The sequence below is a fragment of the Nocardioides sp. S5 genome, from assembly GCF_017310035.1.
In the GTDB taxonomy this organism is placed as follows: Bacteria; Actinomycetota; Actinomycetes; order Propionibacteriales; family Nocardioidaceae; genus Nocardioides.
In genome coordinates this window covers 654,925-681,316 of record NZ_CP022296.1, presented here as the reverse complement: position 1 = coordinate 681,316, position 26,392 = coordinate 654,925, and the positions used below count along the sequence as shown (strand labels likewise).

General features: G+C 69.7%; 24 protein-coding genes. 5 read left to right on the top strand and 19 right to left on the bottom strand.

Going from position 1 to position 26,392, the window contains the following annotated elements:
- Window positions 1-79: 79 nt before the first annotated feature.
- Entirely contained in the window at window positions 80-2,020 is a 1,941-nt protein-coding gene (locus tag CFI00_RS03420) for a 2-oxoacid:acceptor oxidoreductase subunit alpha (RefSeq protein WP_242532663.1), read from the top strand.
- Window positions 2,013-3,119 (top strand): 2-oxoacid:ferredoxin oxidoreductase subunit beta, encoded by a 1,107-nt coding sequence (locus CFI00_RS03415; protein WP_207083888.1) that lies wholly within the window; start codon window positions 2,013-2,015, stop codon window positions 3,117-3,119. Before CFI00_RS03420 ends, CFI00_RS03415 begins: the two co-directional genes overlap by 8 nt.
- Before the next feature lie 41 nt (window positions 3,120-3,160).
- On the opposite strand, the gene CFI00_RS03410 is transcribed toward CFI00_RS03415, so the two are convergent.
- Window positions 3,161-3,571, bottom strand: coding sequence for a hypothetical protein (locus CFI00_RS03410; RefSeq protein WP_207083887.1), 411 nt, complete (start codon window positions 3,569-3,571; stop codon window positions 3,161-3,163).
- Window positions 3,572-3,671: 100 nt separating this feature from the next.
- Between CFI00_RS03410 and rarD the strand changes: the two genes are divergently transcribed.
- The gene (gene rarD / locus CFI00_RS03405) at window positions 3,672-4,580 is read left to right on the top strand and encodes an EamA family transporter RarD (protein WP_207083886.1); all 909 of its coding nucleotides are present in this window, start codon (window positions 3,672-3,674) and stop codon (window positions 4,578-4,580) included.
- Window positions 4,581-4,744: 164 nt separating this feature from the next.
- On the opposite strand, the gene CFI00_RS03400 is transcribed toward rarD, so the two are convergent.
- Window positions 4,745-5,827, bottom strand: a complete 1,083-nt coding sequence (locus CFI00_RS03400; protein ID WP_207081523.1) for an IS110 family transposase — start codon at window positions 5,825-5,827, stop codon at window positions 4,745-4,747.
- A 297-nt stretch (window positions 5,828-6,124) separates the two neighbouring features.
- Here CFI00_RS03400 and CFI00_RS03395 point away from each other — a divergent pair, with 297 nt between their 5' ends.
- Together CFI00_RS03395 and CFI00_RS03390 are read left to right on the top strand one after the other, a co-directional pair.
- Complete coding sequence (locus tag CFI00_RS03395) at window positions 6,125-7,555, top strand: HNH endonuclease signature motif containing protein (protein ID WP_207083885.1); 1,431 nt, start codon at window positions 6,125-6,127, stop codon at window positions 7,553-7,555.
- An 88-nt stretch (window positions 7,556-7,643) separates the two neighbouring features.
- Window positions 7,644-8,108, top strand: coding sequence for an NUDIX domain-containing protein (locus CFI00_RS03390; RefSeq protein WP_207083884.1), 465 nt, complete (start codon window positions 7,644-7,646; stop codon window positions 8,106-8,108).
- Window positions 8,109-8,160: 52 nt separating this feature from the next.
- On the opposite strand, the gene CFI00_RS03385 is transcribed toward CFI00_RS03390, so the two are convergent.
- The 17 genes from CFI00_RS03385 to CFI00_RS03305 form a co-directional block, all read right to left on the bottom strand.
- Window positions 8,161-8,853, bottom strand: a complete 693-nt coding sequence (locus CFI00_RS03385; protein WP_207083883.1) for a hypothetical protein — start codon at window positions 8,851-8,853, stop codon at window positions 8,161-8,163.
- A 4-nt stretch (window positions 8,854-8,857) separates the two neighbouring features.
- Window positions 8,858-9,856, bottom strand: coding sequence for a polyprenyl synthetase family protein (locus tag CFI00_RS03380; RefSeq protein ID WP_207083882.1), 999 nt, complete (start codon window positions 9,854-9,856; stop codon window positions 8,858-8,860).
- Window positions 9,853-11,445, bottom strand: coding sequence for an NADH-quinone oxidoreductase subunit NuoN (nuoN, locus tag CFI00_RS03375; protein ID WP_207083881.1), 1,593 nt, complete (start codon window positions 11,443-11,445; stop codon window positions 9,853-9,855). Before nuoN ends, CFI00_RS03380 begins: the two co-directional genes overlap by 4 nt.
- Complete coding sequence (locus CFI00_RS03370) at window positions 11,442-12,926, bottom strand: NADH-quinone oxidoreductase subunit M (RefSeq protein WP_207083880.1); 1,485 nt, start codon at window positions 12,924-12,926, stop codon at window positions 11,442-11,444. The genes nuoN and CFI00_RS03370 overlap by 4 nt, the downstream gene beginning before the upstream one ends.
- Entirely contained in the window at window positions 12,926-14,851 is a 1,926-nt protein-coding gene (gene nuoL / locus CFI00_RS03365) for an NADH-quinone oxidoreductase subunit L (protein WP_242532828.1), read from the bottom strand. Before nuoL ends, CFI00_RS03370 begins: the two co-directional genes overlap by 1 nt.
- Window positions 14,852-14,915: 64 nt before the next feature.
- Complete coding sequence (gene nuoK / locus CFI00_RS03360; protein ID WP_207083879.1) at window positions 14,916-15,209, bottom strand: NADH-quinone oxidoreductase subunit NuoK; 294 nt, start codon at window positions 15,207-15,209, stop codon at window positions 14,916-14,918.
- Window positions 15,206-16,051 (bottom strand): NADH-quinone oxidoreductase subunit J, encoded by an 846-nt coding sequence (locus CFI00_RS03355; RefSeq protein ID WP_207083878.1) that lies wholly within the window; start codon window positions 16,049-16,051, stop codon window positions 15,206-15,208. Before CFI00_RS03355 ends, nuoK begins: the two co-directional genes overlap by 4 nt.
- The gene (nuoI, locus tag CFI00_RS03350) at window positions 16,048-16,602 is read right to left on the bottom strand and encodes an NADH-quinone oxidoreductase subunit NuoI (protein ID WP_207083877.1); all 555 of its coding nucleotides are present in this window, start codon (window positions 16,600-16,602) and stop codon (window positions 16,048-16,050) included. The genes CFI00_RS03355 and nuoI overlap by 4 nt, the downstream gene beginning before the upstream one ends.
- Entirely contained in the window at window positions 16,595-17,938 is a 1,344-nt protein-coding gene (gene nuoH, locus CFI00_RS03345) for an NADH-quinone oxidoreductase subunit NuoH (protein WP_207083876.1), read from the bottom strand. The genes nuoI and nuoH overlap by 8 nt, the downstream gene beginning before the upstream one ends.
- Window positions 17,938-20,346: an NADH-quinone oxidoreductase subunit G gene (locus CFI00_RS03340; RefSeq protein WP_207083875.1), complete on the bottom strand. Its 2,409-nt coding sequence runs from the start codon at window positions 20,344-20,346 to the stop codon at window positions 17,938-17,940. Before CFI00_RS03340 ends, nuoH begins: the two co-directional genes overlap by 1 nt.
- Entirely contained in the window at window positions 20,343-21,653 is a 1,311-nt protein-coding gene (gene nuoF, locus CFI00_RS03335) for an NADH-quinone oxidoreductase subunit NuoF (protein ID WP_207083874.1), read from the bottom strand. The genes CFI00_RS03340 and nuoF overlap by 4 nt, the downstream gene beginning before the upstream one ends.
- Window positions 21,650-22,324, bottom strand: coding sequence for an NADH-quinone oxidoreductase subunit NuoE (nuoE, locus tag CFI00_RS03330; RefSeq protein WP_207083873.1), 675 nt, complete (start codon window positions 22,322-22,324; stop codon window positions 21,650-21,652). Before nuoE ends, nuoF begins: the two co-directional genes overlap by 4 nt.
- The gene (locus CFI00_RS03325; RefSeq protein WP_207083872.1) at window positions 22,321-23,679 is read right to left on the bottom strand and encodes an NADH-quinone oxidoreductase subunit D; all 1,359 of its coding nucleotides are present in this window, start codon (window positions 23,677-23,679) and stop codon (window positions 22,321-22,323) included. Before CFI00_RS03325 ends, nuoE begins: the two co-directional genes overlap by 4 nt.
- On the bottom strand, window positions 23,679-24,485 hold the full coding sequence (locus CFI00_RS03320) for an NADH-quinone oxidoreductase subunit C (RefSeq protein WP_207083871.1): 807 nt from the start codon (window positions 24,483-24,485) through the stop codon (window positions 23,679-23,681). Before CFI00_RS03320 ends, CFI00_RS03325 begins: the two co-directional genes overlap by 1 nt.
- Window positions 24,482-25,036, bottom strand: coding sequence for an NADH-quinone oxidoreductase subunit B (locus CFI00_RS03315; protein ID WP_207083870.1), 555 nt, complete (start codon window positions 25,034-25,036; stop codon window positions 24,482-24,484). The genes CFI00_RS03320 and CFI00_RS03315 overlap by 4 nt, the downstream gene beginning before the upstream one ends.
- Before the next feature lie 3 nt (window positions 25,037-25,039).
- Window positions 25,040-25,399 (bottom strand): NADH-quinone oxidoreductase subunit A, encoded by a 360-nt coding sequence (locus CFI00_RS03310; protein WP_207083869.1) that lies wholly within the window; start codon window positions 25,397-25,399, stop codon window positions 25,040-25,042.
- Between the two features lie 190 nt (window positions 25,400-25,589).
- Window positions 25,590-26,279, bottom strand: a complete 690-nt coding sequence (locus tag CFI00_RS03305) for a demethylmenaquinone methyltransferase (RefSeq protein ID WP_207083868.1) — start codon at window positions 26,277-26,279, stop codon at window positions 25,590-25,592.
- Window positions 26,280-26,392 lie beyond the last annotated feature (113 nt).

Here is a 26,392-nt window from a genome sequence, read left to right as displayed (position 1 = left end):
TCACACCGCAGGCGTGGAGGCCGTCCCACAGGGCAGGAAGCCCCGGGCGGCGCAGGACCGGCGGCTATCGTCTGTGCTTGTGGTAGCACCCGAAAAAGAGGTCAAGCAGCTCGACCGCGTCATCATCCGGTTCGCGGGCGACTCCGGCGACGGCATGCAGCTCACCGGAGACCGGTTCACCCAGGAGACCGCGGCCTTCGGCAACGACCTGGTGACGCTCCCGAACTTCCCGGCGGAGATCCGCGCGCCCCAGGGCACGCTCCCGGGAGTCTCGTCGTTCCAGGTGCACTTCGCCGACCACGACATCCTCACCGCGGGCGACGCTCCCGACGTGCTCGTCGCGATGAACCCCGCTGCGCTGCGCGCCAACCTGGGCGACCTGCCCAAGGGCGCGACGATCATCGTGGACACCCACGACTTCACCGCGCGCAACCTCACCAAGGCCGGCTACACCGAGAACCCCCTCGACGGCGACACCCTCGCGGAGTACGCCCTCCACACCGTCGACCTCACCGGCATGACGGTCGAGGCGGTCAAGGAGTTCGGCCTCTCGCGCAAGGACGCCTCGCGGGCCAAGAACATGTTCGCCCTCGGCCTGCTGTCGTGGATGTACGGCCGCCCGACCGAGACGACCAACACGTTCCTGGCCAAGCGCTTCGCGAAGGTGCCGGACATCCGCGACGCCAACATCGCGGCCTTCAAGGCGGGCTGGAACTTCGGCGAGACGACCGAGGCGTTCGTGGTCCGCTACGAGATCAAGCCCGCGAAGATGTCCCCGGGCAACTACCGCAACATCACCGGCAACCTGGCCCTGTCCTACGGCCTCATCGCCGGTGGCGTGCAGTCGGGGCTGTCGGTCTTCCTGGGCTCCTACCCGATCACCCCGGCCTCCGACATCCTCCACGAGCTCAGCAAGCACAAGGGCTTCGGCGTGACGACGTTCCAGGCCGAGGACGAGATCGCCGGCGTCGGCGCGGCCATCGGCGCCTCCTTCGCCGGCCAGCTCGGCGTCACCACGACCTCCGGCCCCGGCGTGGCGCTCAAGTCCGAGGCGATCGGTCTCGCCGTGATGACCGAGCTGCCGCTCGTCGTCATCGACGTGCAGCGCGGCGGTCCCTCCACCGGCCTGCCGACCAAGACCGAGCAGGCCGACCTGATGCAGGCGATGTTCGGCCGCAACGGCGAGGCGCCCGTGCCGATCGTCGCGCCCCAGTCCCCCGGCGACTGCTTCGACGCCGCCATCGAGGCGGTGCGGATCGCGGTCACCTACCGCACACCGGTGATGCTGCTCTCCGACGGCTACCTCGCCAACGGCTCCGAGCCGTGGCGGATCCCCGGCCTCGACGAGCTGCCGGCGATCGACCCGGACTTCGCGACCGAGAAGAACCACTCGGTCACCGACGACGACGACACGGTCACCTCTGAGTTCTGGCCCTACCTCCGCGACGAGACCACGCTGGCGCGTCCGTGGGCGATCCCGGGCACCCCCGGCCTCGAGCACCGCATCGGTGGGCTCGAGAAGGGCGACGGGCACGGCAACATCTCCTACGACCCCGCCAACCACGACTTCATGGTCCGCACCCGCCAGGCCAAGGTCGACCGGATCGCCGACTCGCTGCCCCCGCTCGAGGTCGACGACCCCACGGGCGACGCGAAGGTGCTCGTGCTGGGCTGGGGGTCGACGTACGGCCCCATCGGCGCCGGCGTACGCCGCGTGCGCAAGGCCGGCTACCACGTCGCGCAGGCCCACCTGCGCCACCTGAACCCCTTCCCGAACGACCTCGGCGAGGTGCTGAAGCGCTACGACAAGGTGCTGGTCCCCGAGATGAACCTCGGCCAGCTGTCACTGCTGCTCCGCGCCAAGTACCTCGTCGACGTCGTCGGCTACAACGAGGTCCGCGGCCTGCCCCTCAAGGCGGCCGTGCTCGCCGACGTGATCGGCGGCCTCGTCGCCGAGGCCGAGGGCATCGACGTCGACCTCACCCCCGCGTCCATCCAGCAGGAGAGCCACGATGACTGACCTGGGACTTCCCGCCCTCCGCTCCGGCACCGAGTCGGTCCCGACGACCGACGAGAAGCAGACGGGCAAGGACTTCACCTCCGACCAGGAGGTGCGGTGGTGCCCCGGATGCGGTGACTACGCCGTGCTCAAGGCCGTGCAGTCCTTCCTGCCCGACCTCGGCCTGCGTCGCGAGAACATCGTCTTCGTCTCCGGCATCGGCTGCTCGTCGCGGTTCCCCTACTACCTCGACACCTACGGCATGCACTCGATCCACGGCCGCGCGCCGACGATCGCGACCGGCATCGCCACGGCCCGCGAGGACCTCTCCGTGTGGGTCGTCACCGGCGACGGCGACGCGCTGTCGATCGGCGGCAACCACCTGATCCACACGCTGCGCCGCAACGTGAACATGACGATCCTGCTGTTCAACAACCGGATCTACGGGCTCACCAAGGGGCAGTACTCCCCCACCTCGGAAACCGGCAAGGTCACCAAGTCCACCCCGATGGGCTCGCTCGACCACCCGTTCAACCCGGTGTCCCTCGCGCTCGGCGCCGAGGCGTCCTTCGTGGCGCGCACCATCGACTCGGACCGCAAGCACCTCACCTCGGTGCTCGCCGCCGCCGCTGCGCACCGCGGCACGTCGCTGGTCGAGATCTACCAGAACTGCCCGATCTTCAACGACGGCGCCTTCGACGCGATCAAGTCGCCCGACACCAAGGCCGACGCGATCATCCCGCTCGTCCACGGCGAGCCGGTCCTCTTCGGCGCCCAGCTCGAGGACGGCCGCGGCGCGAAGGCGCTGGTGCGCGACGAGGAGACCGGTGGCGTGAAGGTCGTCGCGACGGCCGACGTCGCCGCCGAGGACGTCCTCGTCCACGACGCGCACAACCCCGACCCGACGATGGCGTTCGCCATCTCGCGCCTGACCGACTCGGGCTACCTCAACACCTCGCCCATCGGCATCTTCCGCCAGGTCCAGCGCCCGACGTACGACGACGCGGCACGCGAGCAGGTCGCGTCGGCGAGCACCGTGCCCGGAGACGACGACGCCGCCGACCGTTCCGCGCGGCTGGCGGCACTGATCGGCGGCGGCGACACCTGGACGATCCTCTGAGCGCTCCCACGCGGGAGCCTCAGGGGGCACCCCGGCGAGGATCACTTGAAATAGAGCGTCCAGACCTTGCCCTTGGTGCTGCTGAACCCGTTGGAGCGGTCGACCTTCGAGCGCCACTTCCAGCGACCCTTCTCGGGTGCGTAGATGCGGGTCTTGAAGACGCCGACCTCGTTGGTCTTGATCTTCTTCACCGTCTTCCACTTGCAGGTGCCGCACTTCTTCTTGAGGATCTTCACCTTCTGGTCGGCGTAGGGCAGCAGGGTGCCGTCGAGCTGCGGCTCCAGGACGGTGCCCTTGAGCTTGAAGGCGTTGTAGGTGACCTGCTTGGTGCCCGGCGGTGTCTCGTCGATGATGCGCTGGGGCAGCGAGCCGGCGGTGGCGCCGGTGCTGAGCGCACCGGTCATGAGCAGTGCGGCCACGAAGGCCGCCAGGACGGCGCGGAAGACCCGCATGTTGAACTCCCCCTCGAGAGACGATGTCTGGTCGGACAGCACGGGGTCCCAACCCCGAGCCCCCTCATCGTAGGCGACGGGCCCGCTCTAGACTCCCCGAGTGCCAGAAAGCCGTCGCGGCCTGATCCTCGGCGCCCTGGCCTACACCCTCTGGGGCACCTTCCCGCTCTACTGGACCCTGCTCGAGCCCGGCGGCGCCGTCGAGATCCTGGCGCACCGCATCGTCTGGTCGCTGCTGACCATGGTGCTGATCCTCGTGCTGTGGCACCGGGTCGGCCAGCTCAAGGCCCTGGTCCGCGACCGCCGCAAGCTGCTGCTCATCACTGGCGCGGCCGTCGTCATCTCGGTCAACTGGGTCAGCTACATCTGGGGCGTCAACAACGACAGGGTCGTGGAGACCTCGCTGGGCTACTTCATCAACCCGCTCGTCACCGTGCTCATGGGTGTGCTGGTCCTGGGTGAGCGGCTGCGCCGGCTGCAGTGGGTCGCGATGGTCATCGCCTTCGTCGCGGTCGTCGTGCTCACCATCGACTACGGGAGTCCGCCGTGGGTGGCCCTGGTCCTCGCCTTCTCCTTCGGCACCTACGGGCTGCTGAAGAAGCAGGCCGGCGTCGGGGCCGTCGAGAGCATCACGCTCGAGACCCTCGTGCTCGCCCCGGTCGCGATGGCGTACGTCGCGTGGCTGGTCGCCACCAGCGAGTCCAACTTCGGCTCGCACGGTCTCGGCCACGCGCTCCTCTTCACCACCACCGGCATCATCACCGCGATCCCGTTGATGCTCTTCGGGGCGGCCGCGATCCGGGTCTCGATGGTCTCGCTCGGGCTGCTGCAGTACCTCGCGCCGACCATCCAGTTCGCGCTCGGCATCCTGGTGTTCGAGGAGGCCATGCCCGCCAGCCGTTGGATCGGCTTCGGCCTGGTGTGGGTCGCGCTCGCGATGTTCACCGTCGAGGCGCTCAACCACCGCCGTCGCCAACTGCGGCTGGTGGCCCACGCCAGCGCCGCCTGACCGCCACTCCCCTCGCTCGAGCCTCGTCCCTCGCCGGTTGAGGTGCGAGCGCAGCGAGCCTCGAAACCGCGCCTTCCCCTCGGCGGTCGAGTAGCCATCTGCACCTCCCATCGGTGGTCGAGTAGCCGAGCGAGGAACGAGCGAGGCGACGGTCCTATGCCGCGTCAAGTGGTCATGAGGTCTGTTCGGAGGGCTCTGTAGACGCTGCGGGCGAGGTGGCGTTTGAGGCAGCGGATGATCTCGGGGGTGGATAGTCCTTCGGCGCGCCGTCGCTCGACGTAGGCGCGGGTTTCCTCGTGGCGGCCCATCCGTCCGACGGTGATCATGTAGAGCGCGGAGTTGGCTTGGCGGTCGCCCCCGGGATTGAGTCGGTGGCGGCGGGTCTTGCCGGAAGAGGCGGGAAGCGGAGCAACCCCGACGAGCTTGGCGAAGCTGGCTTCGGACCGCATCCGGTCGATGTTCTCGCCAGTGCTGATCGCCAACTGGGCGGCGGTCTGGACTCCGACCTGGGCCATGGCAAGCAAGGACGGGCAGGCCTGTTGCACGAGGGTCGCCAGGTGCTTGTCGGCCTCAGCGATCTCGCCGTCGAGGTAGGCGATGCGTCGCGCCAGCGCTCGTAGTGCATGGCGCACCGCGTGGTCGGGATCAGCGACCCGGCTCGGGTCGGGGCGCATGGCCAGGACTTTGGCTACCCGCTTCTTCCCGCTCAGCCCGATCAGGTCGTCGTGAAGGCGCCCGGATGCAGCGGTGATCAGGTCACGCAGCTGGCTGTACGCGGCGGTGCGGTTCTTGACCGCCGCATCGCGGGGGACCTTGATCACGCGGATCGCCTCCACGATCCCGGTCTTGACCTTCGGCCGACCGCTCGCGCGCCCGGCCAGGACCTGCTCGGCTGCCGAGTAGGCGTCGAGCGGGTCGGACTTGCCGTGTCTGACCCGGGTGGCCCTTTCCGGCCGGTTGACCTCGAACACCTCGAACGCACCCGCCCCGTGAGTGAGCAGGTGGCGGGTCAGCCCCGCACCGTAGGAACCGGTCGACTCCACTCCGACCGCGAGGACCGGACCGTAGGTCGCGGCCCACGACACCAGTTCGCCAAAGCCAGCCCTGGTCGCGGGGAACTCACGATCTGCCAGCCGGCCGAAACGAGCGTCGATCACGGCCGCGACATGGACCAGTTGGTGGGTGTCAACACCCACCACCACGCCGGCCCCATCAAGAACTTGTTCTTCAACAGACACATCACTCATGCTGGAAATGTCTCCTTCACCATCGTGTGAAAGATGACCTTCCAGGTCGGGCGGACAGTACAGCGACGGGAACTTCTTCAGGGTCCTATGAGGTCACGCCCGCCCGGCCTGGCCACCAGAACAGACAAGCCCTGCCGGGGCCGACACGTCGCACTTCAAGGCAGCCACACCAAGCAGCGCCAGTATCGAGATAGGTCAGACCCCGACCGGGTAACCCATCCTCCCTGTATCGAGACCCCTCCACAAGAGCTTGCCGGCTCGAGGCCGTTGTCGGACCCGTCCTCTAGAATCGAACGCATGATCGAGGAACTGGAAGGGGGATCGGAGGCCGGGGCAGACGCCCTCGGCCCCGCAGCCCTGCTCGCCTCGATCAGGGCGTCTCGCGCCATCGAGAACACCGAAGCCGCCCGCCAGCTCGATCTCGCCGCCCGCTGGGCCGACCTGCACCCGCCGGAGTCCATCCACTCCGCCGCTTCGTTCACGGTGGCGGGGTGTGAGCACGAGGAACCGATCGCGGGCCCCGGTACGCCGCTGGTCGCGGAGTTCTGCGTCGCCGAGCTCGGCACCGTCCTGGGCATCACGAGCGTCTCGGCGAAGAAGCTCATCGGCCACGCCCTCGAGCTGCGCCACCGCCTCCCCCGGTTGTGGGCGCAGGTCCACTCCGGACGCGTCCCCGCCTGGCGGGCTCGGGCCGTCGCCGAGGTCACCATCCACTCCACCCCCGCACTCACGGTCGAGGCCGCCCGGTTCGTCGACGCCCAGGTCGCCGCCGTCGCCGGTCGGATCGGGCCCGCCCAGCTCGACCGGCTCGTCGCGGCGACCATCAAGCGCTACGACCTCGCCGCGGCGGATCCTGCCGCGGACCCCGAGGACGGCTACCTCCACGTCGACCCGCGCCACGTGACCATCCACGATGAGGACGTCCACTTCGCCGGCACCGTCCGGCTCGAGGCCGAGATCGACCTCGCCGACGGACTCGACCTCCACCACGCTCTCGCCCACGGCGCCGCCACGCAGAAGGCCCTTGGCTCGCACGAGTCCCTCGACGCACGCCGCGCGAAGGCGCTCGGGGACCTGGCCCGGACACAGACCGCTCTCGACCTGCATGCGAGTGGTTTCGAGGCTCGCTCCGCTCGCACCTCAACCACCGATGACTTGCCCGCGGCGCGGGAGGTCGTCCTCCACGCGCACTTCGACGCCACCATGGCCGGCGACGCCATGGTCTTCGGTCCCACGGGCCGGCTCGAGGAGGGCCAACGTCTCCTCCTGCTGGACCAGCTCAGGTCCTGGTGTGGCAACTCCCGTACGAAGGTCACGGTCAAGCCGGTCATCGACCTCAACCAGGAGAAGTCCGCGCCGGGCTACGAGATCCCGGACCGGATCCGTGAGCACGTGGTTCTCCGCGACCGCGTGTGCGTCTTCCCGTGGTGCGGTCGCCCCGCCCGTCGTTGCGACGTCGACCACGTCATCGAGTACGACCACGACGCGGACGCGGACGCGGAAGGCCTACCCCAGCCCGGACCAACCGAGACCGAGAACCTCGGTGCGTTGTGCCGGTTCCACCACCGGCTCAAGACCCACACTGCCTGGCGCTACGACATGGTCGCGCCCGGGGTGTTCGAGTGGACCAGCCCGCACGGGCACCGTTATCGCCGCGACCCCGCGGGCACCACCTCCCTCGACCCGCCCGACCCCGGCCCACCCCGGATCCCGTCGCCTCGAAGATGACCCCGCCCCACACCCCGCCACCCATGCGTTGGCGGGGCCATTGGCACGGCCAGCGGCCGACGGGTCCGCTCGTTGCTACCGTCCGGCCGTGGACTACATCGCATCCCTGCGTCAGCACGTTGGGCACGCGCCCCTACTCATGCCGTGCGCGGGGTGCGCTGTTCTGGACGCGCGTGGGCGGCTTCTCATGCAGCACCGGGCGGACGGTTCAGACACCTGGGGTCTGCCAGGTGGAGCGATGGAGCTCGGGGAGTCGATCGAACAGACGGCCGTCCGAGAGACGCTCGAGGAGACGGGAGTCAGGGTCCGGCCGGTCGAGCTCCTCGGCATCTACACCGGAACGCCGCACATGTTCGCCAACGGCGACGTTGTCCATTCCGTGGTGACCGTACTGGTTGCCGAACCCGTCTCCGTCAACGACTCATTCGCAAGCACTGACGAGTCGAAGGGCATTGGCTGGTTCCACCTTGACCAACTACCGGCGAACTTGTTCGAGCCGAATCGCGCGATAATCAGTGACTTGATCGCCGGTCGGCGAGGCACGTGGACCTAAGCGTTCCGGGGCATGCGCCAGCTGCCGCACGAGCATGAAGACCGGCGTTCCGTCAGGCGAGGAGCTGGACGCTGCGCCACGGCTCCATGGCCATGTGCCGCCGTCCGCTGCTCTCGGTGTAGCGGAACCGCGTCAGGGTCAGCGTGTCGAGCACCACGTCGTGCCCGAGGGACGTCCTGCGCGCGCCCGCCCACCCGACCAGCCCCGGGGCATCGAGGACAGGCGCCGCGAAGTGCAGGACGCTGGCGTACCAGATGTCGCGCTCCCCCCACTGGTCCTCGAACCAGGCCAGCGGTCCGAGGGCGGCGCGCAGACGCCGCATGAGCTCCCACGGCTCGTCGCCGACCGGTTCGGCCTGGACCATGACCGCACTGCTGGTGAGCGTCACCCCGGTGAGACGCAGCCGGACGGGCAGGCACTCGCGACCCACCTCCTCCAGCGCCGCGAGCCACTCGGCGGTGACAGGGTCCTCCGGAGCGGCGGTCTCCCGGTAGGGCTCCAGGGCCCGCACCGTCACGTGGCTGGCATCCATGCGTCCGGTCTCGAAGTGCCCGGGACCCGCGAAGGCCAGCGCCTCGCGCATCACCGCTGCCAGCACCTCGCGCGCCGGCTCGTCCGGGATGCCGACCACGCTGACGGGCCAGCGACCGCCGTCGACGGGTGGCTCGTCCTGGCGGTGGTCCCCGGCGAGCAGCGCAGGGACGGCGTCGGCGTACAGCCGGTCGAAGACCGGGTTGTCGTGCACGACGTCAGGCGGAGCGGTTGGCCACGATGTCGGCGAACGACTCCAACGCCTCGCGCACGGGGCCGGGGTCCAGCACCTCGAGCAGCTTCTTGGCGTGCGCGGCCTGGCCGAGGACGTAGTCGCGGGCCTGCACCATGGCCGGGTGCGCCCGCAGCAGGGCGAGGGCCTCGGCGTGCTCGGCGTCATCGGTGAGCGGACGGCCGAGGAGCTCGAGCAGCCGGGCGTCCGCCGGGTCGGTCGAGGCCTGCGCCATGAGGACCGGCAGGGTGGGTACGCCCTCGCGGAGGTCGGTGCCGGGCGTCTTGCCCGAGGTGTCGGACTCCGAGGCGATGTCGAGGATGTCGTCGGAGAGCTGGAAGGCCGAGCCGACGATCTCGCCGTAGGCGCTGAGCGCCTCCACGACCTCCTCGCGAGCACCGGCGAACATCGCGCCGTAGCGCGCGGACGTCGCGATGAGCGACCCGGTCTTGCCGGCCACGACCTCGAGGTAGTGGGCGAGCGGGTCCTCCCCCGGCTCCGGCTTCACCGTCTCGAGGATCTGGCCTTCGACCAGGCGGGTGAAGGTGCGCGCCTGGATGCGTACGGCGTCGGGGCCGAGGTCTGCGGTGAGCTCGGAGGAACGGCCGAAGAGGAAGTCGCCTGTGAGGATCGCGACGTGGTTGTCCCAGCGGGCGTTGGCCGTGTCGGCCCCGCGGCGCAGGGCCGCCTCGTCCATCACGTCGTCGTGGTAGAGCGAGGCGACGTGGGTGAGCTCGACGACGCAGGCGGCGGTCTCCACCTCGTCGGCCTCCGGGTGCGGGCCCACCTCCGAGGCGAGCAGCACCAGGAGCGGCCGGAAGCGCTTCCCGCCCGCCATCATCAGGTGCGTGGCGGCCTGCGTGACGTACGGCGTACGGCTGCGGCAGTGGCCCTCGAGCAGCTCCTCGATGCGCGCAAGCCGGCCGACCAGCCGCTGCTCGAGCTCGGCGTCGACGACGGGCAGTGCGAGGGGCGAGTCGGTCACCTGATGAATTCTCCTGCAACCCCCGCCAGGTCGAGCACCGGGCCCGGGATGACGCCCAGGACGAGGGTCAGCGCAGCGCCCACGGCGATGGTCGTCGCGGTCAGGACCGACGGGTAGGCCACGCTCGGGCCGGCCCCGACGGGCTCGTCGAAGTACATGACCTTGATGACCCGGACGTAGAGGAACGCCGCCACGATGCTGGCGACCACGGCCGCCACGACCACGGGCCAGGCGCCCGCGGCGAGCGCCGCGGAGAACACCGCGAGCTTGCCGACGAAGCCCGAGGTGAGCGGGATGCCCGCCATCGCGAGGAGGAAGAAGGCGAAGACCGCCGCCACCACGGGCGACTCCTTGCCGAGCCCGGCCCACCTGTCGATGGCCGTCGTCTCTCCGCCGCTGTCACGCACGAGGCTGACGACGGCGAAGGCGCCGAGCGTCGCGAAGCCGTAGGTCACGAGGTAGAAGAGCACCGCCTGGAGCGAGGTGATCTCACCGACCGCGAGCTGGTCGGAGGCCTGGACGCCCAGGACGCCGGTGAGGATGAAGCCGGTGTGCGCGACCGAGGAGTAGGCGAGCAGGCGCTTGATGTCGCTCTGGGTGATGGCGAGCGCCGCACCGACGAACATCGACAGGATCGCGATGATCCACAGCATCGGCTGCCACGACCAGCGGTCGGCGCCGAGGGCGACGTAGAACAGCCGCATCAGCGCACCGAAGGCGGCGACCTTGGTGCCGGCGGACATGAAGGCGACCACGGGGGTCGGCGCGCCCTGGTAGACGTCGGGGGTCCACGCCTGGAAGGGCACCGCGCCGACCTTGAAGAGCAGGCCGACCGAGAGCAGGCCGGTGCCGATGAGCAGCAGGCTGGAGCTGCCGACGTCGTTGCGCACGGCCTCGTTGATCGCCGCGAAGTCCATCGACCCGGCGTAGCCGTAGAGGAGCGCAGCGCCGTAGAGGAAGAAGCCCGAGGAGAAGGCACCGAGCAGGAAGTACTTGAGCGCGGCCTCCTGGCTCAGCAGGCGACGGCGACGGGCGAGGCCGCTGAGCAGGTAGAGCGGGAGCGAGAGCACCTCGAGGCCCACGAACATCGTCAGCAGGTCGTTGGCCGCGGGGAACAGCATCATCCCGAAGACCGCGAACATCATGAGCGGGTAGACCTCGGTGTGCTCGCGGTTGGCCGCGATCGCCGCGGTCTCCGCGTCGGTGCCGGGCACCGTCGCCGCCTGGCCGGCGAAGGCCGAGACGCCGCCGTCGAGGTGGCGCTCGGCGAACAGCAGCACGCCGGCGATCGCCAGCGACAGCACCAGGCCCCAGATGAACAGGCTCGGCCCGTCGACGGCGATCGTGCCGCCCACCGCGAGGACACCGCGGGCGGCGCCGTCGTCGTACGACTGGACGTCACGGGCCACCAGCACGACGCCGACCAGGGCACCGACGAGGCCGAGGAGGGCCACCGTGACCTGGGCGGTGTAGCGCACCGCGCGCGGCGCGAAGGCCTCGATGACGACACCGAGGCAGGCGACGCCGAAGACCGCCAGCAGGGGCCAGAGCTCGAAGTACTGGATGCTCGGCTTCACGAACTCGGTCACTGGGGACCACCCTCCTGGCCGATGCCCACGCTCGCGAGCGAGTCCTGGACGAACGGGTTGATGACGTCGAGCAGCGGCATCGGGTAGAAGCCGAACAGCACGAGCGCGAGCAGCAGCGGGGCGAGGATGCCGACCTCACGCCGGTCGAGGTCGGGCACCACGACGGCACCCTCTCGACCGGGGCCGGTCATCGTGCGCTGGTACATCCAGAGCGCGTAGAACGCGGCCAGGACGATGGCGAGCACCGCGACCGAACCGACCAGCCAGTGGTGGTCGAAGGCCGCGATGATGACCATCATCTCGGAGACGAACGGCGACAGCCCCGGCAGGCCGGCGGCAGCGAGGCCGCCGACGAGGAAGAAGCCCGCGAGGACCGGGGCGGCCTTCTCGACGCCACCCATCTCGCGGATCGACGCCGTGCCGGTGCGGCGGATCAGGAACCCGGCCACCAGGAACATCAGCGCGGTCGCGATGCCGTGGTTGACCATGTAGAGGATCGCGCCGGCGCTGCCGGTCGAGCTGAACACGAAGATGCCCAGCACGATGAAGCCGAAGTGCGAGAGCGACGTGAGGCCGATCAGTCGGAGCACGTCGTCCTGGCCGATCGCCACGAGCGCGCCGTAGATGATCGAGATCAGCGCGAGCACCACGACCACCGGCGTGGCCCACTGCGAGGCATCGGGCAGCAGCCCGAGGCAGAAGCGCAGCATGCCGAACGTGCCGATCTTGTCGAGGATGCAGACCAGCAGCACCGAGGTGCCGGTGGTCGCCTTCTCCGTCGTGTCGGCCAGCCAGGTGTGCACCGGGAACATCGGCGCCTTGATCGCGAAGGCGATGAAGAAGCCGGCGAACAGCCAGCGCTGCGTGATCGGGTCGATGTCGATGGCGGCCAGGTCGCTGATGAGGAAGCTCGGGTTGCCAGCATTGGCGGAGACGACGTAGAGGCCGATCACCGAGGCGAGCATGATCAGCCCGCCGGCGAGCTGGTAGATCAGGAACTTGGTCGCCGCACGACCTCGACCGGCGCGACCGAATCCGCCGATGAGGAAGTAGGCGGGGATGAGCGTGGCCTCGAAGACGACGTAGAAGAGCAGCACGTCGGTGGCGGTGAAGACCGCCAGCGACATCGCCTCGAGCGCGAGCGTCCAGGCGAAGAACGCCTTGGCCCCGCTGTTGCCCGGCTCGTCGGACTCCTTCCAGCCGGCGAGCATCACGATCGGCACCAGCACGACGGTCAGCAGCACCATCAGCAGGCCGAGGCCGTCGACGCCCAGGGCGTAGTGCACCCCGAGGGACTCGATCCAGACGTGGGTCTCGGTGAGCTGCATGCCGCCGCCCACGTCGTAGCGCGTGGCGGTGAGGACGCCGGCGAGCAGGGTCGCGGCCGCGAAGCCGAGGCCGACCAGCCGGGCGATCGCGCCGGGCACGAAGGCCGTGACGACCGCGCCCACCAGCGGCAGCAGGATCAGGATTGTGAGCATCATCCGAGGTTCACCGCCAGGAGGGCCAGGACGACCAGCAGGGCCCCGGCGAGGAGGGACAGGGCGTAGGAGCGGACGAAGCCGTTCTGGACACGTCGCAGCGTGGAGCTGAGCCCCCCGACGGCGGCGGACCCGCCCTCGACGGCGCCGTCGACGCCGACGCGGTCGAAGGTGGCCAGGCCACCGACGAGCGAGGCACCGGGACGCACCACGACGGCGTCGTTGATCGCGTCGCCGTAGAGGTCGGCGCGGGCCGCACGGGTCGCGAAGGACACGTCCTGCGGGGCCTCCCGCGGGATCTCGCGCCTTCCGACGAGGAACCACGCGGCGGCGACGCCGATGGCGACCACCGCGGTGATGATGAGCGTGATCGCGATGGCGGGCAGCGGCGGCTCGTGGTGCTCCACGGTGCCGGTCACTGGCTCGAGCCAGGTCTTGATCCAGTCGCCGAGCAGCAGGACGCCGCCGAGGACCGAGAGCGCCGCCAGCACGATGAGCGGGAAGGTCATCACCTTCGGCGACTCGTGCGGGTGCACGTCCTGGGCCCAGCGCTTCTCGGTGAAGAACGTCATCAGCATCAGGCGGGTCATGTAGAACGCGGTGATGCCGGCGCCGAGCAGGGCGAGGAGCCCGACGACGAGGTTCTCGGCGAGCGCGGTCTCGATGATCCGGTCCTTGGACCAGAAGCCGGAGAACCCGGGGAAGCCGATGATCGCGAGATAACCCATGGCGAAGGTGAGGAACGTGACCGGCATCGCCTTGCGGAGAGCGCCGTAGTGGCGCATGTCCACGTCGTCGTTCATCCCGTGCATCACCGAGCCCGCTCCCAGGAACATGTTGGCCTTGAAGAAGCCGTGGGTGAGCAGGTGGAAGATCGCGTAGGGATAGCCGGCCGGCCCGAGGCCCGCAGCCAGCATCATGTAGCCGATCTGGCTCATCGTCGAGCCGGCGAGCGCCTTCTTGATGTCGTCCTTGGCGCAGCCGAGGATCGCACCCCACAGGAGCGTGACCGTCGCGACGACGACCACCGCGGTCTGTGCGACCGGGGTGAGCTCGTAGATGAAGTTGGACCGGACCACGAGGTAGACGCCGGCGGTGACCATGGTCGCTGCGTGGATGAGGGCCGAGACCGGGGTCGGGCCCTCCATCGCGTCGAGCAGCCAGGCCTGCAGCGGGACCTGCGCGGACTTCCCGCAGGCCCCGAGCAGGAGCAGCAGGCCGAGGGCGTTGAGCGTGCCCTGGTCGGCCTCGCCAGCCACCTCGCTGACCGCTGCGAAGTCGGTGGTGCCGAAGGTGGCGAACATCAGCGCGATCGCCAGCGACAGGCCGATGTCACCGACGCGGTTGATGACGAAGGCCTTCTTGGCCGCGGCGGCGGCCGACGGCTTGTGCTGCCAGAAGCCGATGAGCAGGTACGACGCCAGGCCGACGCCCTCCCAGCCCAGGAACAGGCCGACGAAGTTCGCCGAGAGGATTAGCGTGAGCATCGCCGCGACGAAGAGATTGAGGTAGCCGAAGAACCGCCGACGACGCGGGTCGTGCTCCATGTAGCCGATGGCGTAGACGTGGATCAGGGAGCCGACACCGGTGATGAGCAGCAGGAACAGCGCGGCGAGCGGGTCGTAGAGCAGGTCCATGCCGACGCTGATCGTCGCCGTCTCGAACCACGTCCAGAGCTGCTGGCCGACCTGGCGCTCCTCCTCCCCCCGACCGAGCAGCGAGACGAACAGCAGCACGCTGAGCACGAAGGACGCCACCGACATGGCGGTGCCGAGCAGGTGGCCGTGCTTGTCGACGGCCGTCTTGAGCGAGCCCGTCAGGAAGGGCGCCACGCCGAGCAGCAGGAAGGCGCCGAGCAGCGGCAGCGCGATGACCAGCCACAGCAGCTCGAAGACACCACCGGCGCCGGTGTCGGGTGCGACCACCGGGATCTCGGTGCCTTCGGCCGCGCGAAGGACCGACTGGGACAACAGGTTCACGAGCTCTCCCTCAGTACTTCAGCAGGCTGGCGTCGTCGACCGAGGCCGAGCGTCGCGTGCGGAAGATGGTCATGATGATCGCGAGCCCGATCACGACCTCGGCAGCCGCCACCACCATCACGAAGAAGGCGGTGATCTGGCCGTCGAGGTTGCCGTGCTGCTTGGCGAAGGCGACGAAGGCGAGGTTGCAGGCGTTGAGCATCAGCTCCACGCACATGAACACCACGATCGCGTTGCGGCGGGTGAGGACACCCACGCAGCCGATGGTGAAGAGGATCGCCGACAGGACGATGTACTGGGTCACTTCTCCTCGCCCTTCTGCACGTCCTCTTCGGTGTGTGCCGGCGCGCCGGCCTTGCCGGAGGTCTCGGGCATCGTGGTCGGGTCGCCGTGCCCGTCCAGGCCACCGATCTGTCGGCGTACGTCGACGATGTCGTCGGCGAGCGCGGGGGCCGAGCGCACCGTGCCACGGGCAGCGAGGACCCGGGACACCGACGACTCGGCGGCGGTGCCGTCGGGCAGCAGGGCCGGGGTGTCGACCGCGTTGTGGCGGGCGTACACACCGGGCGAGGGCAGCGGGCCGAGGTGCTTGCCGTGCTCGGCGTAGTCACGCATGCGCTGCGCCGCGAGGTCGGCCTGGCCGAGCTTCGGGGTGAGGCGCTCGCGGTGGGCGAGCACCATCGCACCGAGCGCGGCGGTGATCAGCAGAGCGCTGGTGGCCTCGAAGGCGAAGACGTACTTGCTGAAGAGGATGTTGGCGATGGCAGGGACGTTGCCGCCGGCGTTCGCCTCGTCGAGGCCCACCACGGTCCCGAAGGTCACCTGGCCGATCCCGACGACCAGGACGGTGCCGAAGAGCAGGCCCAGGACGACCGCCATGACCCGCTGGCCGCGGATCGTCTCGACGGTGGAGTCGGAGGCGTCGACGCCGATCAGCATCATCACGAAGAGGAACAGCATGAGGATGGCGCCGGTGTAGACGATGATCTGCACCGCGAAGAGGAACGGCGCGTCCAGCACGGCGTAGAGGACCGCCAGGCTGATCATCACGACGGCGAGCAGCAGCGCGGCGTGCACGGCCTTGCGGACGAACAGGATGCCGAGCGCCGCCGCCACCATGATCGGGGCGAGGAGCCAGAAGGTCATCGCGTGGTCCCCCTGTAGTAGTCGCCGTCGTCGTCGCCCAGGCGCATCGGGTGCGGCGGCTGCTCCATGCCGGGCAGCAGCGGGGCGAGCAGGTCGGACTTCTCGTAGATCAGGTCGGCGCGGTTGTCGTCGGCCAGCTCGTACTCGTTGGTCATCGTCAGCGCGCGGGTCGGGCACGCCTCGATGCACAGGCCGCACAGGATGCAGCGCAGGTAGTTGATCTGGTAGACGCGGCCGTAGCGCTCGCCAGGGCTGAAGCGCCCGGACCCGTCAGGCAGGTCCGTGTTGGAGGCACCCTCGACGTAGATCGCGTCGGCCGGGCAGGCCCACGCGCACAGCTCGCAGCCGATGCACTTCTCCAGCCCGTCGGGCCACCGGTTGAGCTGGTGCCGACCGTGGAAGCGCGGCGCCGTCGGGAGCTTCTCGAACGGGTACTGCTCGGTGACGACCTTCTTGAACATCGTCCGGAAGGTGACGCCGAACCCCGCGATCGGGTCCCAGACGCGCTCCTTGGCCCCCTCCGAGCTCGTGGGGTCCTGGGACTCACTCATGGTTCTCCTCCGCTGCAGCGGTGACGGTGGTGCGTCCCCCCGGAGAGTGGGTGAACGTCAGCGGCGCGGCGCCGCCGCGTACGGCACCGCCCTGCGGCATCGGCGGGACGGGGAAGCCGCCCGCGAACGCGTCGTGGGGCTCGCGGTCGGCCTCGACCGTCGCCTCCTCACCCTTGTCGCCGTCGCCCAGGAACATCAGGCCGACGGTGATGACGAGCAGGACCGCGATCGCGGCCACGAGGTAGGTGCGGTTGATGTCGCCCTCGAGCGAGATGACGCGGATGGTGGCGACGGCCACGATCCAGGCCAGGGAGACCGGGATCAGGACCTTCCAGCCCAGCGCCATGAACTGGTCGTAGCGCATGCGGGGCAGCGAGCCGCGCAGCCAGACGAACAGGAAGATGAAGATGAAGACCTTGCCGAAGAACCACAGCAGCGGCCAGTAGCCGGAGTTGGCGCCGTCCCAGACGTGCTCGATGCCCCACGGCGCTGCCCAGCCGCCGAGGAAGAGCGTGGTGGCGATGGCCGACACGGTCGCGAGGTTGATGTACTCGGCCAGGAAGAACAGCGCGAACTTCAGGCTGGAGTACTCGGTGTGGAAGCCGCCGACCAGCTCGCCCTCGGCCTCGGGGAGGTCGAAGGGAGCGCGGTTGGTCTCGCCGACCATCGAGATGACGTAGATGACGAAGGACGGCAGCAGGATCAGCCCGAACCAGAGGTCGTCCTGGGCGGCGACGATCTCCGAGGTCGACATCGACCCGGCGTAGAGGAAGACCGCCACGAGCGCCAGGCCCATCGCGACCTCGTAGGAGATCATCTGCGCGCTCGAGCGCAGGCCGCCGAGCAGCGAGTAGGTCGAGCCCGAGGACCAGCCGCCGAGCACGATGCCGTAGATGCCGATCGAGGCGATGGCGAGCATGAAGAGCACGGCGACGGGCATGTCGGTGAGCTGCAGCGGCGTGCGCTCGCCGAAGAAGTTGACCTCCGGGCCGAGCGGGATGACCGCCCACGTCACGAAGGCCGGCACCACGGCGATGACCGGCGCGAGCAGGAAGACGACCTTGTCGGCCGCCTTGGGGATGATGTCCTCCTTCAGCGCCAGCTTCACGCCGTCGGCGAGCGACTGCAGCAGGCCGAAGGGGCCGTGCACGTTGGGGCCGACGCGGTGCTGCATGCGGGCCACGACACGGCGCTCGAACCAGATGTTGAAGAGCGTGAGCAGCACCAGGATCAGGAAGATGAAGACCGCCTTGAGGACGATCACCCACCAGGGGTCCTGACCGAACTGGGCGAGGTCCGCGTCGGGCAGCGACGCTGCCAGCGGCAGGATGGCCATCAGTTGGCTCCCTTCACGATCACCGAGGAGCCCGGCGAGGCGAGATCGGCGAGGACGCCCCGGCCGACGGAGCGGGCCGGGACCCAGACCACGTCGTCGGGGAGGTCGGCGACCACCACCGGCAGCGTGATGCTGCCGCGGTCGCCGGTGATGGTGGCGACCGGGTCCTGGCCGGCGTCGAGCATGCCGAACACCGACTCGTACGTCGCCCGGCTCAGGCGCGCCACGGGCGTGCGGGCGGTGGCGCGCAGGTGCGCCTCGCCGTCCTGCATCGACCCGAGGTCGATCAGCTGCTTCCACGTCGCGAGGGCGAGCGCACCGGCCCTCGCCTTCGGAGCCTTCGGCGCCTTGCCGGCATCGATCGTCGGGCGCGCGCCGTCCCACGGGCCGAGGGCCTGCATCTCCGCGCGCACCTGCTCCACCGTGCGGAAGCCGAGCGGGCGGCCGAGCTCGTCGGCGATCCCCGACAGCACGCGCAGGTCGGGCAGGGACGCGGGGTTGCTGAAGACCGCGACGAAGTCGCGGGTGCGGGCGTCCCACGTCACGAAGGTGCCCGACTTGTCGGTGACCGGCGCGACCGGGAGCACCACGTCGGCGGCGCGGGTCACGTCGGTCTCGCGCAGCTCGAGGCTGACCACGAAGCCGGCCGCGCCGAGGGCGGCGCGGAAGGCGGCAGGGTCCGCGGTGTCGTCGGGGTCGACTCCGGCGACCACGAGGCCGCCGAGGTCGCCCTTGGCGAGTGCGGCGACGATGGCGTTGCCGTCGCGACCGACCTTGGCGGGCAGCGAGTCCACGCCCCACGCGGCGGCCAGGTCGACCCGGGCCGACGCCTCGGTGACGGGCCGACCGCCGGGCAGCAGGTTGGGCAGCGCGCCGGCCTCGACCGCACCGCGGTCACCGGCACGACGCGGCACCCAGGCGAGCCGGGCGCCGGTGCTGCGGGCGAGCTCGACCGCGGCGGTCAGCGCTCCGTGGGTCTGCGCGAGGCGCTCGCCGACGAGGATCACGGCGTCCTTGGTGATGCCGTGCTCGGCGTCCCGGAGCGAGCCGATGGCCTCGACCTCGGCGCCCGGCGCGGTCGCGACGAGGCGACCGTTCATCTTGTGCAGGCCGCGCGAGGTGAAGGGCGCCACGGACACGACCTGCGTACGTCCCTTGCGGGCCGCCTTGCGCAGACGCAGGAAGATGGTGGCCGCCTCGTCCTCGGGCTCGAGGCCCAGCAGCACCACGACCGGGGCCGCCTCGAGGTCGGAGTAGGTCACGCCGCCGGACAGCGCGACCTGCGAGGCGAGGAAGCTCGCCTCCTCGGCGCTGTGCGGGCGGGCGCGGAAGTCGACGTCGTTGGTGCCGAGCGCGACGCGGGCGAACTTGGCGTAGGCGTAGGCGTCCTCGACGGTCAGGCGACCGCCGGTGAGCACGGCGGCGGCACCGGCGTCGCGCAGCCCGCGGGCGGCGACGGCGAAGGCCTCGGGCCACGAGGCGGGACGCAGCACACCGTCCTCACGGATCCGGGGGTAGGTGATGCGGTCCTCGACCTGGGTGTAGCGGAACGCGAAGCGGTCCTTGTCGCTGATCCACTCCTCGTTGACCTCGGGCTCGTTGCCGGCGAGGCGACGCATGACCTTGCCACGGCGGTGGTCGACGCGGATGGCGGCACCGCAGGCGTCGTGCTCGGCCACGCCCGGCGTGGAGACCAGGTCGAAGGGCCGCGACCGGAAGCGGTAGTCGGCCGAGGTGAGCGCGCCCACCGGGCAGATCTGGATCGTGTTGCCGGAGAAGTAGCTCTCGAAGGGCTCGCGCTCGTAGATCGCGACCTGCTGGAGCGCACCGCGCTCGGCGAGGGCGATGAACGGGTCGCCGGCGACCTGCTCGGAGAAGCGGGTGCAGCGCGCGCACAGCACGCAGCGCTCGCGGTCGAGCAGGACCTGGGCGGAGATGTTGATCGGCTTGGGGAAGGTGCGCTTGACGCCACCGGTCTCCGCGAAACGGCTCTCGCCGCGACCGTTGCTCATCGCCTGGTTCTGCAGGGGGCACTCGCCGCCCTTGTCGCAGACCGGGCAGTCGAGCGGGTGGTTGATCAGCAGGAACTCCATGATGCCCTGCTGTGCCTTGTCGGCGACCTCGCTGGTGGCCTGGGTGTTGACGACCATGCCCTCGGCCACCGGCAGCGTGCAGGAGGCCTGCGGCTTGGGGAAGCCGCGGCCGTTGCCGGCGTCCGGGATGTCGACCAGGCACTGGCGGCAGGCGCCGACCGGGTCGAGCAGCGGGTGGTCGCAGAAGCGCGGGATCTGTACGCCGACCTGCTCGGCGGCGCGGATGACCAGCGTGTCCTTGGGGACGCTGACCTGGACGCCGTCGATGGTCAGCGTGACCGTCTCGACCTCCGTGCGCTCAGGAGTGGTGGTCATGCAGTGGCTCCCACGGGTGCGAAGACAGTGGAGGCGGCGTGGTCGAACGGGCAGCCGCCGTGGGTCAGGTGTGCGAGGTACTCGTCGCGGAAGTACTGGATCGAGCTCGAGATCGGGCTGGTGGCCCCATCCCCGAGCGCGCAGAACGCGCGACCCAGGATGTTGTCGCACTGGTCGAGCAGCACGTCGAGGTCCGCCTCGCTGCCCTCACCCTTCTCGATCCGGGCCAAGGTCTGCGACAACCACCACGTGCCCTCGCGGCACGGGGTGCACTTGCCGCACGACTCGTGCTTGTAGAACTCGGTCCAGCGCAGCACCGCCCGGACCACGCAGGTGGTCTCGTCGAAGAGCTGCAGGGCACGGGTGCCGAGCATCGACCCCGCCGCACCCACCGACTCGAAGTCGAGCGGGACGTCGAGGTGCTCGGGGGTCAGGAGCGGGGTGCTCGAGCCGCCGGGGGTCCAGAACTTGAGCTCGTGGCCCTCGCGCATGCCGCCGGCGAGGTCGATGAGCTCGCGCAGGGTGATGCCGAGCGGCGCTTCGTACTGGCCGGGGTTGGCGACGTGGCCCGAGAGGCTGAAGATGCCGAAGCCGTTGGACTTCTCGGTGCCCATGCCGGCGAACCAGGCCGGCCCGTTGACGATGATGCTCGGCACGGAGGCGATCGACTCGACGTTGTTGATGACCGTCGGGCTGGAGTAGAGACCGGCGACCGCGGGGAACGGCGGGCGCAGGCGGGGCTGGCCCCGGCGGCCCTCGAGGCCCTCGAGCAGCGCCGTCTCCTCGCCGCAGATGTAGGCCCCTGCGCCGGCGTGGACGACCAGGTCGAGGTCGTAGCCGGAGCCGTGGATGTTCTTGCCGAGGTGGCCGGCGAGGTAGGCCTCCTGCACCGCACGCTGGAGGCGGCGGACCACGTGGAGGACCTCGCCGCGGACGTAGATGAAGGCGGTGTTGGCGCGGATGGCGTAGGAGCTGACGATCACGCCCTCGACCAGCGTGTGCGGGCTGGCCATCATGAGCGGGATGTCCTTGCAGGTGCCCGGCTCCGACTCGTCGGCGTTGACGACGAGGTACTTCGGCTTCGGGTTGTCCTGCGGGATGAAGCCCCACTTCATGCCGGTGGGGAAGCCCGCGCCGCCGCGACCGCGCAGGCCGGACTCCTTGACGGCGTTGATCACGTCGTCGGGGGCCATCGCGAAGGCCTTGTCGAGCGCGGCGTAGCCCCCGCGCTCCTCGTACGACGCCAGGGTCCAGGCGCGCTCGGCGTCCCAGTTGTCGGTGAGGACCGGGGTCAGCGTGTCGGTCACTTCTCTCCCTCCGGAGCGGTCCAGCCCTTCTCACGGGCGATCTTCAGCCCGACCAGCGAGGACGGGCCGGCGGCCGGCCCTTCGTCGGCGCGGTCGTCGGGGAAGCCGGCGAGCACGCGCTCGGCCTCGCGCCAGGTGCACAGTCGCGGACCGCGGGTCGAGTGGACCTCCTTGCCGGCGCGCAGGTCGTCGACGACCCGGACGGCCGACTCGGGGGTCTGGTTGTCCATGAACTCCCAGTTGACCATCATCACCGGGGCGTAGTCGCACGCCGCGTTGCACTCGACGTGCTCGAGGGTGATGCTCTTCAGGCCGGGGGCGTCCTCGGTGGTCTCGTCGTTGCCGACGTCGAGGTGGTCCTTGAGCCGCTCGAAGATCAGGTCGCCGCCCATCACCGCGCACAGCGTGTTGGTGCAGACCCCGACGTGGTAGTCGCCGACGGGCTTGCGCTTGTACATCGTGTAGAAGGTCGCGACACCGTTGACCTCGGCGGCACTGATGCCGAGGACCTCCGCGCAGGCCTCGATGCCCTCGGGGGTGATGCGCCCCTCGACCGACTGCACGAGGTGCAGCATCGGGAGCAGGCCGGAACGGGCCTGGGGGTAGCGGGCCGCGATCTCGCGCAGCTCGGTCCAGGTCTTCTCGTCGAGGCCGGTCGTGGGCTCGGTCATCGGTCGACTCCTCCCATGACGGGGTCGATGGAGGCGATGGCGACGATGACGTCGGCGACCATGCCGCCCTCGCTCATCACGCTCGTCGCCTGCAGGTTGGTGAACGACGGGTCCCGGAAGTGCGCGCGGAAGGGACGGGTGCCGCCGTCGGAGACGACGTGGGCGCCCAGCTCGCCGCGGGGGGACTCGATCGGGACGTACGCCTGGCCGGCGGGGACCCGGAAGCCCTCGGTCACCAGCTTGAAGTGATGGATCAGCGCCTCCATCGACTCCCCCATGATGTGGCGGATGTGGTCGAGGCTGTTGCCCATGCCGTCGCTGCCGATCGCGAGCTGGCTGGGCCAGGCGATCTTCTTGTCGGACACCATGACCGGCGCGCCCTCGAGGCCGGCGAGGCGGTCGGCGCACTGCCCGACGATCTTCAGCGACTCCCACATCTCGTTGAGACGGATGCGGAAGCGGCCGTAGGAGTCGCACGTGTCCCAGGTCTGGACCTCGAAGTCGTAGTCCTCGTAGCCGCTGTAGGGCTGGGTCTTGCGCAGGTCCCACGCGTAGCCGGTCGAGCGGAGCACCGGTCCGGTCATGCCGAGCGCCATGCAGCCGGCCAGGTCGAGGTGGCCGACCCCCTCGAGCCGCCCCTTGAAGATCGGGTTGGCGTTGCAGAGGGCGGCGTACTCGGGCAGGCGCTTCTTCATCAAGGCGATGAAGTCGCGGATCTCGTCGAGCGCGCCGGGCGGCAGGTCTTGCGCGACACCGCCGGGGCGGAAGAACGCGTGGTTCATCCGCAGGCCGGTGATCAGCTCGAACAGGTCGAGCACCAGCTCGCGCTCGCGGAAGCCGATGGTCATGACGGTGAGCGCACCGATCTCCATGCCGCCGGTCGCTATCGCGACGAGGTGGGAGGAGATCCGGTTGAGCTCCATCAGGAGCACGCGCATGACCTGCGCCTTCTCCGGGATGTCGTCCTCGATGTCGAGCAGTCGCTCGACGCCCAGGACGTAGGTCATCTCGTTGTAGAACGGCGAGAGGTAGTCCATGCGGGTGCAGAAGGTCGTGCCCTGCACCCAGGAGCGGTACTCCATGTTCTTCTCGATGCCGGTGTGCAGGTAGCCGATGCCGCACCGCGCCTCGGTGACCGTCTCGCCCTCGAGCTCGAGGATCAGGCGCAGCACGCCGTGCGTCGAGGGGTGCTGCGGGCCCATGTTGACCACGACCCGCTCCTCGGCGGCGTCGCCGATGCTCTGGGTGATGGAGTCCCAGTCCTGACCGGTGACGGTGAAGACGCGGCCCTGGCTCGTCTCCCCGGGAGCGGCGTACAGGTCCTGCTGGTTGGCGGTGCTCGTCTCGGTGCTCATCAGTTGTAGCTCCTGCGCTGGTCGGGCGGAGGAATGCTGCCGCCCTTGTACTCCACGGGGATGCCGCCGAGCGGGTAGTCCTTGCGCTGCGGGTGGCCCGGCCAGTCGTCCGGCATGAGCACCCGGGTCAGAGCGGGGTGACCGTCGAAGATCAGCCCGAACATGTCGTACGTCTCGCGCTCGTGCCAGTCGAGCGTCGGGTAGATGCTCACCAGGCTCGGCACGTGCGGGTCGCTGTCCGGCGCGGTCACCTCGACCCGGATGCGCCGGTTGTGGGTCATCGAGGTGAGGTGGTAGACCGCGTGCAGCTCGCGGCCGGTGTCCTCGGGGTAGTGCACCCCGCTGACGCCGGAGCAGAACTCGAAGCGCAGGGCTTCGTCGTCGCGCAGCATCTGGGCGACGAAGGGCAGGTCCTCGCGGCGCACGTGGAAGGTGATCTCCCCGCGGTGGACGACCACGCTCTCGATCGCCGAGGTGAGGTCGGTGGCCGAGAGGCGAGCCTCGAGGGCGTCGGCGACCTCGTCGAACCAGCCGCCGTAGGGGCGCTGCGTCGGGGCCGGGAAGACCGTGGCGCTCACCAGGCCGCCGTACCCGGAGGTGTCGCCGGTGCCGGACGCGCCGAACATGCCGTGGCGTACGCCGACCGCGTGGACCTCGCCGGTCGGCGCGGGGACGTTCTCCGGGGACTGCTCCGGCGCGGGCTGGGCGACACCGCTGCCGGTGCCGGTCTCCTGCTTGGCCGACTCGAGGTTGCGCTCCTCGGCCGGGCGGGCTGCCTTGTTCTCGTCGGACTTGTCGTCGCTCACCGCAGCAGGCCCTTCATGTCCGAGGTCGGCAGGGCGCGCAGCGCGGCGGTCTCGAGCTCGGCGATCTCGGTGCGGCGATTGACGCCCAGCTTGGTCTGCTGGACCTGGTCGTGCAGCTTGAGGATCGCGTCGATGAGCATCTCCGGGCGCGGCGGGCAGCCGGGGAGGTACATGTCCACGGGGACGACGTGGTCGACGCCCTGGACGATCGCGTAGTTGTTGAACATGCCGCCCGACGAGGCGCACACGCCCATGGCGAGGACCCACTTCGGCTCGGGCATCTGGTCGTAGATCTGGCGCAGGACCGGGGCCATCTTCTGGCTCACGCGACCGGCGACGATCATCAGGTCGGCCTGGCGCGGGCTCGCGCGGAAGACCTCCATGCCGTAGCGGGCGAGGTCGTACTTCGGGCCGCCGGTGGTCATCATCTCGATGGCGCAGCAGGCCAGGCCGAAGGTCGCGGGCCAGAACGAGGCCTTGCGCATGTAGCCGGCGACGCCCTCGACCGTGGTCAGCAGGACCCCGTTGGGCAGCTTCTCCTCAAGTCCCATGATTCAGTCCCAATCCAGTCCGCCGCGTCGCCACACATATGCGTAGGCGACGAAGACCGTGCCGATGAAGAGGACCATCTCGACCAGCCCGAACAGTGCCATCGCGTCGAAGTGGACGGCCCAGGGGTAGAGGAAGATGATCTCGATGTCGAAGATGATGAAGAGCATCGCGGTGATGAAGTACTTCACCGGGATGCGGCCGCCGCCGATCGGCTGCGGCGTCGGCTCGATGCCGCACTCGTAGGAGTCGAGCTTCGCCCGGTTGTAGCGCTTGGGTCCGGTGAAGGCGCTGATGACGACGGAGAAGACCGCGAAGCCCGTCGCGAGCAGCGCCAGGGCGAGGACCGGGGTGTAGAGCTCCATCGATTCCCTTCCGGTGTGACCAGCGCCGGGCGGAGTGAAGGACATGTGACTTTGTGAATGTCTTCACGAGTGGCGCGGGCCACAGTCTAGGACTCCGGTGCGGCGTGCGTCACGTCGGGGTGGCGACCTGCCTCACCCGCGCTGACCTGCGGATTTAGGCACGATCGCGTGCGCTAAATCACGCAGGCGTTCAGGCGGTCGCGCGGTGCAGGGCCACGATGCCGCCGGTGAGGTTGCGCCACTCCGGGTTCTTCCAGCCCGCCTCGGCGACCAGGTCGGCGAGCCCGGCCTGGTCGGGCCAGGCGAGGATCGACTCGGCGAGGTAGACGTAGGCGTCGCTCGCGCTGGCGGTCACCGATGCGATCCGCGGCAGCGCGCGCATGAAGCCGTCCATGTAGAGCGACCGGAACGCGCCGTTGGTCGGGGTGCTGAACTCGCACACGACGAGCCGACCGCCGGGGCGGGTGACGCGGAGCATCTCCCTCAGGCCCTTCACCGGGTCGACGAAGTTGCGCAGGCCGTAGGAGATGGTGACGGCGTCGAAGGTGTCGTCGAGGAACGGCAGCCGCGTGCCGTCGCCGGCCACGAAGGGAAGGCCCGGTCGGTCCTTGCGGCCCTGCTGCAGCATCCCCACGGAGAAGTCGCACGGCACAGCGGTGGCGCCGTAGGCGGCGAAGGGCTCGCTGGAGCAGCCCGTGCCGGCGGCGAGGTCGAGCACCAGGTCGCCCCGACGAGGCCCGACCGCCGCGACCATCGAGCGCCGCCAGCTGCGCTGGATCCCGGCCGTCATGAGGTCGTTGGTGAGGTCGTAGCGCTTCGCGACGGTGTCGAACATGCGACGTACGTCGGTCGGTTGCTTGTCCAGGTCAGCGCGGGCCACGCGCCGAGCGTAGGCGTCCCAGCCTGAGGCCGTGCAACGCGGGGGTGTCCGAGCGCGTCCTTATGATCGACGCGTCGACCACCCGGTCGACGGCTCCCCGGGGGAGGAACCTC